17 protein-coding genes are annotated in these 15,799 nt (G+C 28.2%); 16 read left to right on the top strand and 1 reads right to left on the bottom strand.

Annotated features, from left to right (window positions below):
• The first annotated feature begins 42 nt into the window (after positions 1–42).
• The 5 genes from spoIIM to LPC13_RS05410 all read left to right on the top strand — a co-directional run bounded on the left by spoIIM (position 43) and on the right by LPC13_RS05410 (position 5,478).
• Positions 43–678, top strand: a complete 636-nt coding sequence (spoIIM, locus tag LPC13_RS05430; protein ID WP_005213139.1) for a stage II sporulation protein M — start codon at positions 43–45, stop codon at positions 676–678.
• Positions 679–749: 71 nt separating this feature from the next.
• On the top strand, positions 750–1,628 hold the full coding sequence (locus tag LPC13_RS05425; RefSeq protein ID WP_040419322.1) for a tyrosine-type recombinase/integrase: 879 nt from the start codon (positions 750–752) through the stop codon (positions 1,626–1,628).
• 41 nt (positions 1,629–1,669) lie between these two features.
• A complete protein-coding gene (locus LPC13_RS05420; protein ID WP_005213143.1) occupies positions 1,670–2,842 on the top strand; it encodes a phosphopentomutase in 1,173 nt (390 codons plus the stop codon).
• 19 nt (positions 2,843–2,861) lie between these two features.
• Positions 2,862–4,166 carry a pyrimidine-nucleoside phosphorylase gene (locus LPC13_RS05415; protein WP_005213145.1) on the top strand — a complete coding sequence of 435 codons (1,305 nt, stop codon included), beginning with the start codon at positions 2,862–2,864 and terminating at the stop codon, positions 4,164–4,166.
• Between the two features lie 91 nt (positions 4,167–4,257).
• Positions 4,258–5,478: a D-alanyl-D-alanine carboxypeptidase family protein gene (locus LPC13_RS05410; protein WP_005213147.1), complete on the top strand. Its 1,221-nt coding sequence runs from the start codon at positions 4,258–4,260 to the stop codon at positions 5,476–5,478.
• A gap of 118 nt (positions 5,479–5,596) precedes the next feature.
• Here the strand turns inward: LPC13_RS05410 and LPC13_RS05405 are convergent, their stop codons facing one another.
• Positions 5,597–6,244 carry an HAD family hydrolase gene (locus LPC13_RS05405; RefSeq protein ID WP_005213149.1) on the bottom strand — a complete coding sequence of 216 codons (648 nt, stop codon included), beginning with the start codon at positions 6,242–6,244 and terminating at the stop codon, positions 5,597–5,599.
• 159 nt (positions 6,245–6,403) lie between these two features.
• Between LPC13_RS05405 and LPC13_RS05400 the strand changes: the two genes are divergently transcribed.
• From LPC13_RS05400 to LPC13_RS05350, 11 genes are all read left to right on the top strand, one after another.
• Complete coding sequence (locus LPC13_RS05400; protein ID WP_040419324.1) at positions 6,404–7,033, top strand: hypothetical protein; 630 nt, start codon at positions 6,404–6,406, stop codon at positions 7,031–7,033.
• A 339-nt stretch (positions 7,034–7,372) separates the two neighbouring features.
• Entirely contained in the window at positions 7,373–9,259 is a 1,887-nt protein-coding gene (locus tag LPC13_RS05395) for an NADH-quinone oxidoreductase subunit 5 family protein (RefSeq protein ID WP_207733654.1), read from the top strand.
• A complete protein-coding gene (locus LPC13_RS05390) occupies positions 9,259–10,116 on the top strand; it encodes a respiratory chain complex I subunit 1 family protein (RefSeq protein WP_005213152.1) in 858 nt (285 codons plus the stop codon). The genes LPC13_RS05395 and LPC13_RS05390 overlap by 1 nt, the downstream gene beginning before the upstream one ends.
• Before the next feature lie 30 nt (positions 10,117–10,146).
• Positions 10,147–10,611, top strand: a complete 465-nt coding sequence (locus LPC13_RS05385; RefSeq protein WP_234088677.1) for an NADH-quinone oxidoreductase subunit B family protein — start codon at positions 10,147–10,149, stop codon at positions 10,609–10,611.
• Entirely contained in the window at positions 10,601–10,966 is a 366-nt protein-coding gene (locus tag LPC13_RS05380; protein WP_195244608.1) for an NADH-quinone oxidoreductase subunit C, read from the top strand. Before LPC13_RS05385 ends, LPC13_RS05380 begins: the two co-directional genes overlap by 11 nt.
• A 1-nt stretch (position 10,967) precedes the next feature.
• A complete protein-coding gene (locus tag LPC13_RS05375; RefSeq protein WP_040419326.1) occupies positions 10,968–12,047 on the top strand; it encodes a hydrogenase large subunit in 1,080 nt (359 codons plus the stop codon).
• Between the two features lie 23 nt (positions 12,048–12,070).
• On the top strand, positions 12,071–12,406 hold the full coding sequence (locus tag LPC13_RS05370) for a 4Fe-4S binding protein (protein WP_040419328.1): 336 nt from the start codon (positions 12,071–12,073) through the stop codon (positions 12,404–12,406).
• Between the two features lie 81 nt (positions 12,407–12,487).
• On the top strand, positions 12,488–13,207 hold the full coding sequence (locus LPC13_RS05365) for a PspA/IM30 family protein (RefSeq protein WP_005213158.1): 720 nt from the start codon (positions 12,488–12,490) through the stop codon (positions 13,205–13,207).
• A gap of 39 nt (positions 13,208–13,246) precedes the next feature.
• Complete coding sequence (locus LPC13_RS05360; protein ID WP_195244607.1) at positions 13,247–14,311, top strand: SPFH domain-containing protein; 1,065 nt, start codon at positions 13,247–13,249, stop codon at positions 14,309–14,311.
• Between the two features lie 176 nt (positions 14,312–14,487).
• On the top strand, positions 14,488–15,099 hold the full coding sequence (locus LPC13_RS05355; RefSeq protein WP_005213163.1) for a DNA-3-methyladenine glycosylase: 612 nt from the start codon (positions 14,488–14,490) through the stop codon (positions 15,097–15,099).
• A gap of 294 nt (positions 15,100–15,393) precedes the next feature.
• Positions 15,394–15,759 carry a methylglyoxal synthase gene (locus tag LPC13_RS05350; RefSeq protein WP_040419353.1) on the top strand — a complete coding sequence of 122 codons (366 nt, stop codon included), beginning with the start codon at positions 15,394–15,396 and terminating at the stop codon, positions 15,757–15,759.
• Positions 15,760–15,799: the final 40 nt, after the last annotated feature.

Below are 15,799 nucleotides of genomic sequence, written 5' to 3'. Positions count from 1 at the left end.
TCATAGTATTAGTATACAGCTATATATTAGGAGGTGTTTAAAATGAATATATTAAATAAACTTAATTTTAATTATAAGGAAAATAAGCTATTTTACATGATGGTTTTTGTATTCTTTTGCGTGGGTATTGTACTAGGTACATATATGGTAAAATATATGAATTTAAATGACTCAACAGATCTTGCTGGCTATTTTTCATCTTTTACAAAAAGTATTACAGAAGATCCAGTAAATAATAAAGTTTTGCTTATTGATATATTAAAGAAAAATTTAATGCTAATAGGGATTATTATAGTACTTGCATTTACTGTATTTGGTACACCGTTTATATTACTTGTAGATTTAATTAAGGGTTTTACATTAGGATATACATTTAGCTTTTTAATTTCTACTTTTGATGGAAAAGGTATTTGGCTTGCGTTAGTATCCATATTGCCTCAAAACATAATATATATTCCATGTTTTATAGCTCTTAGTATTGTAGCTATAGAATTTTCTTCAACAAAACTGCGAGATAGGTTCTTTAATAAGAGTAAAGTAAATACAATAGTAGAGAGAGAACTAATTTTTAAAGTAGGAGTTTTATTATGTGTATTCATGGTAGGGACCTTAGTGGAAGCATACCTTAGTCCAGGTTTAATAAGGTTTGTTGTTACCAATGTTTATAAAGTTATTTAATCTGTGATAATATAGAGGAATTTTAAAATAATTGTCGAATAATATAAAATAAGATGGGAATGGGGATAGTTATGAAAGAGATAGTAAACGAGTATAGGGAATCATTACTTCAAAGTCATAAAAGTGAAAATACAGTTTATGCCTATGTTACTGATGTGAATTTATATATAAAATATTTAAATAGTAAAGATATATATTTAGACGAAACAGATAATGTAACTGTTAAAGCGTATATAGATCACCTTTTAGAAGAAGGAAAATCAGAAAGGTCTATAAGTAGAATAGTAATTAGTTTAAGGAGCTTTTATAATTATTTAAAAGAGCATAAAATAATTAGAGATATTCCTAAAATATATTATAAGAGCAGTGATACTTCTAAAAAGTTACCAGAAATACTTACTGTTGAAGAAGTTGATAGAATAATAAAGATAGTAGATAAAGATTGTAATAAAGGTATAAGAGATAATGCATTATTAGAACTTATGTATGCAACTGGAATGAAGGTTTCTGAAATAATTAATCTGTCAGTTGAAGATGTAAACCTTGAATTATCATATGTAAGGTGTCATGATAACAAAAATTATGAAAGACTTATACCAATTGGTAGAAGTGCACAACGTGCAGTGCAAGATTATTTAAAAATAAGAGATATTATAGCATGTCAAGGTGTACCAAATCTTTTTGTAAACTTAAATGGAAATCAACTAACTAGACAAGGAGTATGGAGAATTGTAAAAGAATATTCTCATAAAGCTGGTATAAATAAAGATGTAAACTTAAATACATTTAGACATTCTTTTGCAGTACATTTATTACAAAATGGTGCAAATGTAAGAGCTGTACAAAAATTACTTGGAAATCAAGTTTTAACTTATATGGATACCTATTATGAAATAATAAATAATGATAAAATAAACTTAGTTTATAAAAATACCCATCCAAGGGCATAAGCATTAAAAAAGGGGCTTAAATTAGGAAGGAGATAAACAATATGAAAAGAGCTATTTTAATAGTATTAGATAGTTTAGGAGTTGGAGAATTACCAGATGCTAAAAATTATGGAGATGAAGGAAGTCATACTTTAGATAATATTTGCAAAGCTTGTGGAAAGTTAAATATAGATGAGTTAGAAAAGTTAGGTATCGGTAACATTGAAGGAGTTACTATGCCAAAAGCTTGTGATTCTGCTATAGGTGCATATGGAAGATCAAGCGAAAAATCAATGGGTAAAGATACAGTAACAGGACACTGGGAAATAGGTGGAGTAATTTTAGAAAAACCACTTAATACTTACCCAGATGGTTTTTCAAAGGAAATCATTGATGAATTCTTAAAGAGAACAAACAAGGAAAATATATTAGGTAATACAGTTGCATCAGGAACTGCTATAATAGAAGAATTAGGAGAAGAGCATGTAAAAACTGGATACCCTATAATTTATACTTCTGCTGATAGTGTTTTCCAAATAGCTGCACATGAAGATGTAATTCCAGTTGAAGAATTATACAAAATGTGTGAAATAGCAAGAGAAATGTTAGTAGATAAATGGGCTGTTGGTAGAGTTATAGCAAGACCATTTACAGGAGAAGTAGGAAGCTTTAAGAGAACATCAAATAGAAGAGATTATGCTTTAGATCCATTTAACAAAACTATGTTAGAGTATTTAAAGGAAAGTGGAAAAGAAGTAGCTGCAGTTGGTAAGATTGAAGATATATATAATAAGAAGGGTGTTACTCTAGCTGTTCACACAAAAAATAATATGGATGGAGTAGACAAAACTTTAGAATATATGGATACTGTTAAAGAAGGGCTTATATTTACTAACTTAGTTGATTTTGATATGCTTTATGGTCATAGAAATGACGCAAAAGGTTACGGAAAAGCAATAGAAGAATTTAATGACAGATTACAAGAAATATATGCAAAAATGACAGATGAAGATATGCTAATTTTAACAGCAGACCATGGATGTGATCCTACAACTGCAAGCACAGACCACTCAAGAGAGTACATTCCAATACTTGTATATGGTAAAAATTTAAAAGGAAATGTTAATTTAGGAACTAGAGAAACTTTTGCAGATATAGGAAAGACTATTTTAGATTTCTTTAATGTAGAAAATGAATTAGTAGGAAAAAGTTTTTTAAATGACATAAGAAAATAGCTTTAGGAGGAAGACTTTTATGAGAATGTATGATTTAATAATGAAAAAGAGAAAAGGTGAAGAGCTAACAACAGAGGAAATTAACTTTTTTGTAGATGGATTTACAAAAGGTGAAATTCCAGACTACCAAGCTTCAGCTCTTTTAATGGCTATATTCTTTAATAAGATGAACAAGAGAGAAACAGCAGATTTAACTAATGCAATGGTAGAATCAGGAGACAAAATAGATTTAAGTAATATTAATGGTATTAAAGTTGATAAGCATTCAACTGGAGGAGTTGGAGATAAAACTTCAATATGTTTAACACCACTTGTTGCATCACTTGGAATACCAGTTGCTAAGATGTCAGGAAGAGGTCTAGGTCACACTGGAGGAACTATTGACAAATTAGAAACATTTAAAGGATTTTCAGTAGAGCTTACAGAAGAAGAATTCATGAACAATGTAAATTCTATAAATATCGCAATAATGGGGCAAAGTGGTAACTTAGTTCCAGCTGATAAAAAATTATATGCACTTAGAGATGTAACTGCAACTGTTGATAATATGTCATTAATTGCATCAAGTATTATGAGTAAAAAACTTGCAAGTGGTGCTGATGCAATAGTTTTAGATGTTAAGGTTGGAGATGGTGCTTTTATGAAAACACCAGAAACAGCTAAAGAATTAGCAACAGAAATGGTTAACATAGGAAATATGTTAGGCAGACAAACAATAGGTGTTATTTCAGATATGGATCAGCCTCTAGGATATGCTATAGGAAATAGTTTAGAAGTTATTGAGGCTATAGAACTACTAAAAGGAAATGGTCCTAAAGACTTATTAGAATTAACTTTAACATTAGGATCAAATATGCTTCTTTGTGCTAAGAAAGCAGACACTGTAGAAGAGGCAAGAAAACTTTTATTAGAAAGCATTGAAAATGGTAAGGGATTAGAAAAGCTTAAGGAATTTGTAGCAGCTCAAGGTGGAGATATAACTCCAATTGATGATTATAGCAAGTTCCCTAAAGCTAAATATATAGAGCCAGTTGTTGCACCAAGAGATGGATATATTACTAAAATTAAAGCAGAAGCATTTGGTCTTATTGCTATGGAACTTGGAGCAGGACGTGCAACTAAGGAAAGTGAAATAGATTTAGCTGTAGGTATAGTTTTAAATAAAAAGAGAGGGGAAGCTGTAAGCAAAGGAGATGTATTAGCTTACATACACTCTAACGATATTTCTAAAATAGAAAAAGCTAAAAATAGTATATTAGAAGATATTATAATTGAAGATAAATATGACCTTAATATACCATTAATATATGATATAGTAAGATAACTTGAAAAAATATGATAAAAAGAGTTAAAACTTCTTTTTATCATATTTTTTATTTTCTTGGAAATAATAAACTTGAGAAGGAGGAGAACAAATGAAAAATAAAGTTATAAGTAAAATTTCTATTATTTTATTAAGTGTAATATCCTTAATTACATCAATACCTTTTGTAAATACAAAGGCAGACACTATTAATTATGAGGATTGCTATTATGATGTTAATACTTCTACTACAGAAGAGGGAATGACTGTAGATGCAAAAAGTGCTTTATTAATTGAACCTAGTAGCGGTACAGTATTATATGAAAAAAATCCAGATGAAAAATTTGCACCAGCATCTGTAACAAAAATAATGACAATGTTACTTGCTATTGAAGCAGTAGATAGTGGGAAAATCAAATTAAGCGACACCATAGTTTGTAGTGAAAATGCTAAAAAAATGGGTGGAAGCACTATGCTGTTAGATACAGGAGAAGTAAGAACTGTTGAAGAAATATTAAAAGGTATAGCTATTGCTTCAGGAAATGATGCAGCTGTAGCTATGGCAGAATACTTAGGTGGAACAGTAGATGCTTTTGTTGAAATGATGAACAAAAGAGCTCAAGAACTTGGAATGAATAATACAACTTTTAAAAATTGTAATGGTTTACCAGAAGAAGGACATTTAACAACTGCTAGAGATATTTCTATAATGTCATTAGAATTATTAAAACACCCTCAAATATTAAAATATACAGGAACATATATGGAAACAATATCAGAGGGAAGAAAGAGTCCAATAGAACTTGTAAATCATAATAAATTAGTAAGATTCTTTGAAGGCTGTGATGGATTAAAAACAGGATATACACAAGAAGCTAAATATTGTATATCAGCAACTGCAATGCGTAATGGTGTTAGAATGTTAACTGTAATAATGGGAGCACCAACATATAAAATAAGAAATCGTGATGCAAGTATGCTAATGAATTATGGTTTCTCTAAATTTGAAGGTAAAAAATTATTTGCAAAAGATGATGAAATTGAAAAAGTATATTTAGGCAAAAATACAGATAGATACTTTATAGCAAAAGCTAAAAATGATTTATATATAGCAATGCTTAAAGGTACAGAAGGAGAACCGGAAAAGAACTTAGTATTAGAAGAATTAAAAGATTCCTATACAGAAGGTGAATATGTAGGAAAATGTGAAATTTACATAGGTGATACTAAGGCAGGAGAAGTAGAATTATATTGTGATAGAGATGTAGAAAAAGCAGGCTTCTTCGATAATGTTAAATACAATATGAAACACTTATTTAAAAAAGGTGTTTAATTAAATTATAAATAAGTAAGATGATTAAAAGTTCATGATATAAATTGTAAAGAGCGTTATAAATGTTCTTTACAAAATATCATGAACTTTTCTATATCCCTTTTAATAGTAACCTATATTAATTAATTTCTAATATACAATCTAATAATTCAGCTGGTGTTTTTACAATAAAATCAGCTCCGGATTTTTCTAATTCACCATCTTTTGCATATCCAAACGTAACTCCAATACTTGTAGTACCAGATTCTTTTGCACCTATTATATCATGTTTACGATCTCCAATCATAACTGTTTGTCCAGGGGCAGCACCAAGTTGTTTAAGTACCTCACAAATAACTTCTGATTTTTTTGTTCTTGTTCCATCAAGTTCACTTCCAATAATTAAATGAAAGTATTCACTTAAGTTGAATTTTTCGCAAATAGGAACAGCAAAGTGGGTAGGTTTGCTAGTGGCAACTGCCATTATATATCCATGCTCTTTTAATTTACTTAATACTTCTGGTATTCCGTCAATTACACTATTTTCAAGTAATCCAATAGTAGAAAATCGTTCTCTATAATACTTTATTGCAAGTTCTGCTTTTTTTATATCAAAACCGTAAGATTCCATAAATGAATCTAATAGTGGTGGTCCAATAAATGAAATTAGGTTTTCACATTCCTCTTCAATTCCAAATTTTCTAAGTGCATATTGTACACTTTTAGTAATCCCATCTTTAGGATCTGTTAATGTTCCATCTAAATCAAATAATAAGTATTTTTTCATCCTTAAATGTCTCCTTATATTTTTATTAATATATCATAATATTAATTGGTAATTAGAGATTTAACAACTAAAGATTGTCTAAAGATAGACGTAACTTAAAATAGCCTTTGAAATTAGGATAGATTTGTAATAAAATGAATAAGGAGGATGGTGATAATATTGAAGAGAGGTATTATAGTATTAGCGTTATTAATGTTACTAACAGGATGTAGTAATAATATAAAAGAAGAAAATAATAATACAGTTGAAAATAATGTAGAAGAAAGCCAAGGAGTTAATGAAGAGAAACAGGAAAAGGTTTACTCTGAATTTGAAGGCCTTGGAAAATTATATACTGTAAATAAGAACATTGTAGAATTAGAAGATGGAACTCAAATTTATGATAATTGGGGGGAAACTCCTTATATATATGGAGAATATTTAGAAGTAGATTTTGCAGTTGACTTAATTACAGAATATTTATTAGGTAATGATGGAATATATGCAAATGTAATAGAAAGCTTTGATGGTGAAAGTGAAGATGTTGCTTTAATTAGTGAAGGTGAAAAAGAAAGGTTAGTTGAATCTACTGATTTTTTAAGAGAACAAATGGGAATTGAGGCAGGAGGTCCTATTTATTTTAACTTAAACAAAGTTATTTATAACGGAAAAGTAGGAGAAGATAGTTCAGGAGTATCTATAGAAATTAGAGGACATATATCAGCATACCAAGGATATTATGCATCTATATCAACATTTACAGTAGAAGTATATAAAAAGAACGGTAAGTTGTATGGAATAATAAGTTAATTTAAAAGCCTATAAATAGTATGAAAAGTTATTCATCTATTTATAGGTTTTTTTATTATTAAATTTAAATCTTAAGTAAAGCTTGTTAAGTAGAAATAAGGGTTTAATTTTTAATACGTAATGTAAATATTCGACAATGTAGGTATGTTGTTTAATATACCTATGTTATTTAATATAAGTAAATATAATTTAATATGCTTTAAAGTTGAATATTGAGATAAAGATAGATAAAAAAGGTTATGATAGAAAGCCTAAATTAAATATCTCTAAAATATAATATATATAGTTTAGAAATTGAAAGAGGGGAGTTACGTGACAGAAATTATTCTTCTAATTTTTTTGCCGTTACTAGTAGCTTTAATTTTATTATTAACAAGGGAAGAAAAATACACAAATGCAGTAATAAAGTTATCAGTGATATTTATCGGAGCGTTAGCTATAGGGGTTGCGTTTAAATACTATAATAATCCTAATAGATTTCATTTTATAAATAATGATTTAGTTAGCCTAATAATGATACTTATAGAAATTGCAATGACAATATATATAATTTCATATTCATTAAAATCAAGAAAAGGTTTGACTGCACTATTATCTTTTATTTCTTTGGTATTAATGATATGGGTAGAAATGAATGGGCAAGAAACAAGCTTTGATTTAGAACATCATTTATTTATAGATAAGTTATCGATAATTATGGTTTTAATTATTGCAATAATAGGAGGTTCTATTTGTGTATATGCAATATCATATATGAAAGATTTTCATAGCATTCATAAAGAGGTAAGAGATAGGAAAAATGTGTTTTTTTCAATAATGTTTATTTTCCTATCTGCAATGTTTGGAATAGTTTTATCAAATGATTTAACTTGGATATATTTCTTTTGGGAAATAACTACTTTAAGTTCTTTTCTACTTATTAAATATACTGAAACTAAAGAAGCTGTTAACAATGCATTTACAGCACTATATATGAATTTAATAGGTGGTGTTTGTTTTGCAATAGCAATTATATATTTAAGAGTGAACTTTAATATTTGGGATCTTAAAGGAATAATATCATTGGCAAGTGAAAATAGTAAGGCTTTAACAATACCTGCTATATTAATAGCTATTGCTTGCTTTTCAAAATCAGCACAATTACCATTTTCAAAGTGGATATTAGGAGCTATGGTAGCACCAACTCCAAGTTCTGCATTGCTTCACTCATCTACAATGGTTAAGGCTGGGGTATATTTGTTAATTAGAATTTCACCTATATTATCAGGAAATATTGCAGGAGATTTAGTTTCTTTTATAGGGGGAATAACATTTGTACTTATGTCTATTATAGCAATTTCACAAAATGATGCTAAAAAGGTATTAGCATATTCAACAATGGCAAATTTGGGGCTTATAACTGCTTGTGCAGGTATAGGAACATATGAATCTATTTGGTCAGCAATTCTTTTAATAATATTTCATTCAGTATCAAAATCACTTATGTTTTTATCAGTTGGAGCAACAGAACATGTCATTGGAAGTAGAGATATTGAAGATATGCATGGGTTAATAATAAAGTTGCCAGAAATGGCGTTAATGATGGCCATTGGTATTGCAGGAATGTTCTTAGCACCATTTGGTATGCTTATATCAAAATGGGCTGCTTTAAAGTCATTTATTGATTCAAGAAATATAGTAATAGTACTTTTAATTGCTTATGGAAGTGCAGCAACGCTTTTTTATTGGACAAAGTGGCTTGGAAAGATAGCAGCAGTTAGGCATAAAAATGATAGGGTAAAGTGTACTGTAAAAAGAGGAGAATGGAGTGTTTTAATTGCTCAAGCTGTAATAACTATAGTGTTATGTTTTTTATATCCTCTAGTATCAAAGGTGTTAATAATACCATTTATACATGAAATGTTTAATATATCAGAAGTTAATATTATATCTCAAGCAAACCAAGAAATATTAACTATTATGCTTGCTGTTATAGTAGTTTTACCATTTGGAATGAGATTTTTAACAAGTAGAGGAGAGAATATATCTTCAATATATATGGCTGGAGTAAATAGTGGAGATGATAAAAAGTTTTATAGTGCATATGGAGATAAGAAAAGCTTATATTTATCAAGTTGGTATATGAATAATATCTTTGGAGAGAAAAAGCTATTACCTATAGGTATATATATATCGCTTATTATTATAATTGGTTTTTCTGCTTATGCTATAGGAGGGATATTATAATGAATTATATAAATGGAATATTATTTATAATTTTTGCTCCAATTATAGGTGGATTATTACAGGGCATAGATAGAAAAATATCTGCTAGAATGCAGGGAAGAATAGGGCCACCTATATTACAACCATTTTATGATGTAAAAAAGCTTTTATCTAAGGAAGTTATAGTTATAAATAAAGCAGAAAAGTTTTTTTTAGCATTCTTTTTAATATTTATGATTTTTACAGGTGCTATTTTCTTTTGTGGTGGTGATATATTATTAGTTACCTTTGCTTTTACTTTAACTAGTATCTTTTTAGTTATTGCAGCATACTCAACTAATTCACCATTTAGCACTATTGGTGCAGAAAGAGAACTACTTCAAATGATGTCTTATGAGCCAATGGTATTACTTACAGCAGTTGGATTTTATCTTGCAAAAGATAGCTTTAATGTAAAAGATATAGTTGTTGGTAATGTGCCTCCAATAGTATATTTACCAGGAGTATTTTTAGGATTTGTGTTTATTCTTACAATTAAGCTTAGAAAATCACCTTTTGATTTAAGTGCTTCTCATCATGCACATCAAGAGTTAGTAAAGGGAATAACTACAGAATTCTCAGGAAAGACATTAGCAATAGTAGAAATAGCCCATTGGTATGAAGATGTTTTATTATATGGATTTGTATATATATTCTTTAGATTTAATAATCCAATGAGTATTTTATTAGCATTAGCTATGTGTGTAGTAGTATATATTGTTGAAATACTTATAGATAATACTTTTTCAAGGGTAAAGTGGCAAGCTTTATTAAGCAGTTCATGGATTGTAAGTGGAACTATTGGATTTGTAAATATATTTATTTTATCTTTGCTTTAATAAATAAGAAGACTTCAGGAGGGACTTAATATGAGTACTTTAAAAAAATCACCTTGGATAATACATTATGATGGGTCAAGCTGTAATGGATGTGATATAGAGGTTTTAGCTTCATTAAGTCCATTATATGATGCAGAAAGGTTTGGTGTAATAAATACTGGAGATCCAAGACAAGCAGATATTTTAGTTATTACAGGAGCTGTTAATGAAAAAAATTCAGAAGTAATTAAGCAAATTTATGAACAAATGCCTAATCCAAAAGTTGTTATGGCAGTTGGAATTTGTGCCTGTTCTGGAGGCATATTTAAAGACTGCTATAACATATTAGGTGGAGTAAATAAAATAGTGCCAGTAGATGTTTATGTAATGGGATGTGCAGCAAGGCCAGAAGCAATAATTGATGGAATAATAAAAGCTGTAGATATTTTAGATAAAAAATATGTAGAAATGAAAATGGCAAAGAGTAAAAAAGGGGATATAGAGAATGGAGAATAGTTATAAGGATGAGGAATTAGATTTAAAAGAATTATTAAATATGGCTTACAAAATGAATGAAGAAAAATATAGATTAGTTCAAATATGCTGTACAGCATTAAAGGATATTTATAATTTAAATTATTCATTTAGTAAAGGATATGAATTTGTAAATTATACTATAAAAATTACAAAGGATGATGAGATTCCAAGTATAAGCAATATATTTAAACCAGCATTTTTATATGAAAATGAAATGAAAGATTTGTTTGGAATAAAAATTAAATATATAGCTATTGATTATAAGGGACATTTTTATGATATAAAAGGAAAAACACCATATGAAATAAATAGAGATGAAGAAGGTGAAAAGTAATATGAGTAATAGAAGTATAGTTCCTTTTGGACCTCAACATCCAGTACTTCCAGAACCAATTCATTTAGATTTACTTTTAGAAGATGAAAAAGTAATAGAAGCTATTCCAACTTTAGGCTTTGTTCATAGAGGACTTGAAAAATTAGTAGAAAAAAGAGATTTTAAAGATTATGTTTTCGTTGCAGAAAGAATTTGTGGTATTTGCAGTTTTATGCATGGAATGGGATATAGTGAAGCAGTAGAAGAGGTAATGAATATAAAAATACCAGACAGGGCTGAATATCTAAGGGTATTATGGGCAGAATTATCAAGAATTCATAGTCATATATTGTGGCTTGGATTACTTGGTGATTCATTAGGATTTGAAAGTCTCTTTATGCAATGCTTTAGAATTAGAGAAAAAATATTAAATTTATTTGAATTAACTACTGGTGGAAGAGTAATATTTTCAGTTTGTAAAATTGGTGGAGTTAGACGTGATATAGATGATGAAAAGTTTAAAATTATATCAAAAACTCTTAATGAAGTAAAGGAAGAGCTTAATGAGATTAAAAAAGTATTTTTTGATGATTACTCTGTAAAGCATAGATTAGTTGGTGTAGGAGTATTATCTAAAGAAGATGCTTATGAACTTGGGTGTGTAGGTCCTATGGCAAGAGCTAGTGGAATTAATTATGATGTAAGAAATTTAGGCTATAGTGCATATAAAGATTTAGAGTTTAATACCATCGTAGATAATAATGGAGATTCTTATGGAAGATGTATAGTAAGGTTTAATGAAATATATGAATCTATAAATATAATTAATGAAGTAATAGGAAAAATACCTAAAGGAGAAATAGAAACTAAGGTTATTGGAAATCCTAAAGGGCAATATTTTGCAAGGCTTGAACAACCTAGAGGTGAAGTTATATATCATATAAAAGGAAATGGCACTAAATTTTTAGAGAGAATGAGAGTTAGAACTCCAACCTTTGCAAATATGCCAGCGTTATTTAAGCTTTTACAAGGCTGTGATTTAGCAGATGTTCCAGTGCTTATATTAACTATAGATCCTTGTATAAGTTGTACTGAGCGTTAATAAGTTATAGGGAGCAAAATAATATGAGGATTATGAAATTTTTAGATACAATTATAAAAAATGTATTTAATAAACCTAAAACTATTAATTATCCTAATGAAGAAAAGAAAAATTATGAAATAACAAGAGGCCATATTGAAATAGATATGGATAAGTGTGTTTTATGTGGACTATGCAGTAAAAGGTGTCCAACCTCAGCAATAACTGTAGATAGGCAAAATAAAGAATGGAAGATAGATAGGCTTAAATGTATTCAATGTGGTTATTGCTGTGAAAGCTGTGGTAAAAAGGCTTTAACAATGAAAAATGAATATATAAAACCAGTAGATACAGAAAAGATTGATGAATTTTCAAAATAGATAAAGAATAAAGTTTTAAAGATATCTATAAATATAAAATATATAAGATAAAAGGTATTAAAGAATATAGGGGGCAATGATATGTCAATATTAAAAAGATTTACTGATATAATGTCATGCAATATTAATGCATTATTAGATAAAGCTGAAGATCCAGCAAAAATGGTAGATCAATTAATAAGAAATTTAAATGAGGATTTAAATAAAGTAAAAGCAGAAACTGCATCTGTTATGGCAGAGGAAGTAAGGGCAAAAAGAGAAGTAGATAGTTGTAAGGCTGATATAAGCAAAATGCTTGAATATGCAAAAAGAGCTGTTGATGCAGGAAATGATGATGATGCAAGACAGTTTTTATCTAAGAAAGCTAGATTAAGTGAAAATTTGGTAAACTTAGAACAGAGATATGGAATAGCTAAAGCAAATAGTGACAAAATGAAAGAAATGCATAAAAGATTAACTGATGAAATAAATGAACTTAATGATAAAAGGAATACTATAAAGGCTAAGATTGCAACAGCTAAGGCACAAGAAAAGATAAATAAAATAGGGTCATCATTAAAAAGTTCAAAATCAAGCTTAGATGTTTTTAGTAGAATGGAAGAAAAGGCAAATAGAATGCTTGATGAAGCTAATGCAATGGCAGAATTAAATGAAGAAAAAAGAGATGAAATAGATGATTTAATGAGTAAATATTCTTCAAGTAATTCATCAGTAGAAGATGAGCTTGAAAGCTTAAAGAATTCAAAGGATTCTTCCATTGAAGATGAACTATATAATCTTAAAAAAACTAAAGAGGAATAATAAAAAAATTTAACAAAGGGTAGAAATTAGGAGGTTTTTATGGGGTTATTTAGTAATCAGTTTTCGGACATTATTGAGTGGAATGAAAGTAGAAATGATGTGCTTTTTTGGAAATGGAGAAATAGTGAAATAAAAAAGAATAGTAGGTTAATTATAAGACCAGGTCAAGATGCTATTTTTTTATATAATGGAAGAGTAGAAGGTATATTTACAGAAGAGGGAAACTATGAAATAGAAACAGAAATACTTCCATTTTTATCAACATTGAAAGGATTTAAGTTTGGATTTAAATCAGGGATTAAAGCAGAAGTTTTATTTATTAATACTAAAGAGTTTTTAGTTAAGTGGGGAACTAAAAGCCCTATAAATATACCAACTCCTAATATGCCAGGTGGTATGCCAATAAGAGCCTTTGGTTCTTTTAATGTTAAAATTTCAGATCATATGGTATTAATAGATAAAATAGCAGGAATAAAAAATCAATTTACAGTAGATGATGTTAAACAAAGAGCATTAGCAACCTTAGATCAATTATTGATGAAGTGGATAGTAAGAGAAGGTAAGGATATGTTTAACCTTCAAGCTAATTCTTTTGAAATAGCAAAGGGAATAAAAACAGATTTAGATATGGAAATGATTAAAATTGGACTTACAGTTACAACATTAAATATAGAAAACTTTAGCTATCCAGAATCAGTTCAAAAAATTATAGATAAAAATGCAGCATATGGAATGGTAGGAAATGTAGGACATTATCAAAATGTAGCTATGGTAGAATCTATGGAGAAAAATCCTAATAATTCTATGTCAAATGTAGCACAAGCAGCTATAGGAATTCAAATGGGAATGAATATTGCCAAAGAAATGAAAAGTAATATTAATAATAATGAAAGTAATAATTTACAAGGCAATGTTAAAGGTATAGTATGTACCAATTGTGGAGAAGTTATAAATAAAGAAGCAAAGTTCTGTCCTAATTGCGGTTCAAAAGTTAAAGAGATAGAAGCAAAAAGCAAAGGAAAACAAAAATTCTGCACAGAATGTGGTGCTGTAATTAAAGAAGGGTGTAAATTTTGCTCAGAGTGTGGAAATAAGGTTAATTAAGAATATCGTATTATGATTCATTATTTATATTTTAATAAAGTCAGCTTAGGCTGACTTTATTATTGAATAATAGGTAAAATACTAATAAAGTATAATAAATACAATTTATTTATAAAAATAAAAATGTTTTTTTAAAAAAGTAGTTTACATAAGGATAAGTTCTTAAGGAGAATAGAATGATTATACAAAAGGAATTTTATGATAAAAGCGCTTTAGAAGTTGCAAAGGAGTTACTAGGAAAAGTATTAGTTAGAGAAGTTGATGGAAAGATTTTAAAGTCTAGAATAGTTGAAACAGAAAGCTATATAGGAGCCATAGATAAAGCCTGCCATGCTTATAATGGAAGAAGAACAAAAAGAACAGAAATACTATATGATGAATATGGTCTTTCATATGTATATTTTATATATGGTCTTTATCATTGCTTAAATGTTGTAACAAATAAAAAAGATATTGCAGAAGCAGTTTTAATTAGAGCAGTAGAGCCATTAAATGAATTTGATTATTTAGCAAATATAAGATTTAAAAAAGATTATAATCAGTTGAAAAAAGCTGATATAAAAAACTTAACAAATGGTCCATCTAAGCTTTGCTTAGCATATTCAATAGATAGAGATATGAATGGTAGACAGTTATATACTAAAGGTCCTATTTATATAGAAGATGATAATTATAATAATTTTGAAATAGTTGAAACTAAGCGCATAGGCATAGATTATGCAGAAGAAGCTAAAGATTTTTTATGGAGATTTTATATTAAAGATAATATTTATGTATCTAAAAAGTAAGGAATATATAATATGTTAGAGTTAAAAATATATAATAAATCTTTAGATAGAAGTTAATTTAAAGAAATTATAAAGTAATATATAAAAAATATTAATTGTAATTTATACCATATTATGTATGTGTTTTTTGTGAAATATTCTGAATTAAAATAATTTAACATTATTTAAATGAAAAGTTTAGAAAAGTTATATATAATTAAAGTAAGAGTTACTTATAAAAAATTCATTAAGTATATAGTATTAATTAAAAATATTATTAGTAAAATATTATTAATTAAAGGGAGAGATACAAAGATGAGAGTAGCGTTAATTGCACATGACAAAAAGAAAGAGGCTATGATTGATTTTGCAAAGAGAAATGAAGAAAGGTTATCAAAACTTGAGCTTTTTGCAACAGGAACAACCGGTCTTAGAATTATGGAAAATACGAAATTAGAAATTCATAGACTAAAAAGTGGTCCTCTTGGTGGAGATCAACAAATAGGAGCTTTAATTTCAGAACAAAAGTTAGATTTAGTAATCTTCTTTAGAGATCCATTAACTGCACAACCACATGAGCCAGATGTTAATGCATTATTAAGATTATGTGATGTTTATGAAATTCCACTAGCAACAAATGCATCAACAGCTCAACTTGTTTTAGATGCAATTCATAATTAAATAGTTTACCCAAATTTAAGCTATAAATAAAAAATAAGCT

Source organism: Clostridium celatum, assembly GCF_021412605.1.
Taxonomy (GTDB): Bacteria; Bacillota; Clostridia; order Clostridiales; family Clostridiaceae; genus Clostridium; species Clostridium celatum.
Note: the sequence above shows the minus strand (reverse complement) of the source record. Positions and strands in the feature narration are given on the sequence as shown.

What these genes read in the sequence shown, in the direction of transcription:
- LPC13_RS05370 (WP_040419328.1), top strand. Translation starts at nt 12,071, where the DNA reads ATGAGGATTATGAAATTTTTAGATACAATTATAAAAAATGTATTTAAT.
- LPC13_RS05390 (WP_005213152.1), top strand. Translation starts at nt 9,259, where the DNA reads ATGAATTATATAAATGGAATATTATTTATAATTTTTGCTCCAATTATA.
- LPC13_RS05380 (WP_195244608.1), top strand. Translation starts at nt 10,601, where the DNA reads ATGGAGAATAGTTATAAGGATGAGGAATTAGATTTAAAAGAATTATTA.
- LPC13_RS05410 (WP_005213147.1), top strand. Translation starts at nt 4,258, where the DNA reads ATGAAAAATAAAGTTATAAGTAAAATTTCTATTATTTTATTAAGTGTA.
- LPC13_RS05385 (WP_234088677.1), top strand. Translation starts at nt 10,147, where the DNA reads ATGAGTACTTTAAAAAAATCACCTTGGATAATACATTATGATGGGTCA.
- LPC13_RS05415 (WP_005213145.1), top strand. Translation starts at nt 2,862, where the DNA reads ATGAGAATGTATGATTTAATAATGAAAAAGAGAAAAGGTGAAGAGCTA.
- LPC13_RS05405 (WP_005213149.1), bottom strand. Translation starts at nt 6,244, where the DNA reads ATGAAAAAATACTTATTATTTGATTTAGATGGAACATTAACAGATCCT.
- LPC13_RS05350 (WP_040419353.1), top strand. Translation starts at nt 15,394, where the DNA reads ATGAGAGTAGCGTTAATTGCACATGACAAAAAGAAAGAGGCTATGATT.
- spoIIM (WP_005213139.1), top strand. Translation starts at nt 43, where the DNA reads ATGAATATATTAAATAAACTTAATTTTAATTATAAGGAAAATAAGCTA.
- LPC13_RS05355 (WP_005213163.1), top strand. Translation starts at nt 14,488, where the DNA reads ATGATTATACAAAAGGAATTTTATGATAAAAGCGCTTTAGAAGTTGCA.
- LPC13_RS05360 (WP_195244607.1), top strand. Translation starts at nt 13,247, where the DNA reads ATGGGGTTATTTAGTAATCAGTTTTCGGACATTATTGAGTGGAATGAA.
- LPC13_RS05425 (WP_040419322.1), top strand. Translation starts at nt 750, where the DNA reads ATGAAAGAGATAGTAAACGAGTATAGGGAATCATTACTTCAAAGTCAT.
- LPC13_RS05365 (WP_005213158.1), top strand. Translation starts at nt 12,488, where the DNA reads ATGTCAATATTAAAAAGATTTACTGATATAATGTCATGCAATATTAAT.
- LPC13_RS05375 (WP_040419326.1), top strand. Translation starts at nt 10,968, where the DNA reads ATGAGTAATAGAAGTATAGTTCCTTTTGGACCTCAACATCCAGTACTT.
- LPC13_RS05420 (WP_005213143.1), top strand. Translation starts at nt 1,670, where the DNA reads ATGAAAAGAGCTATTTTAATAGTATTAGATAGTTTAGGAGTTGGAGAA.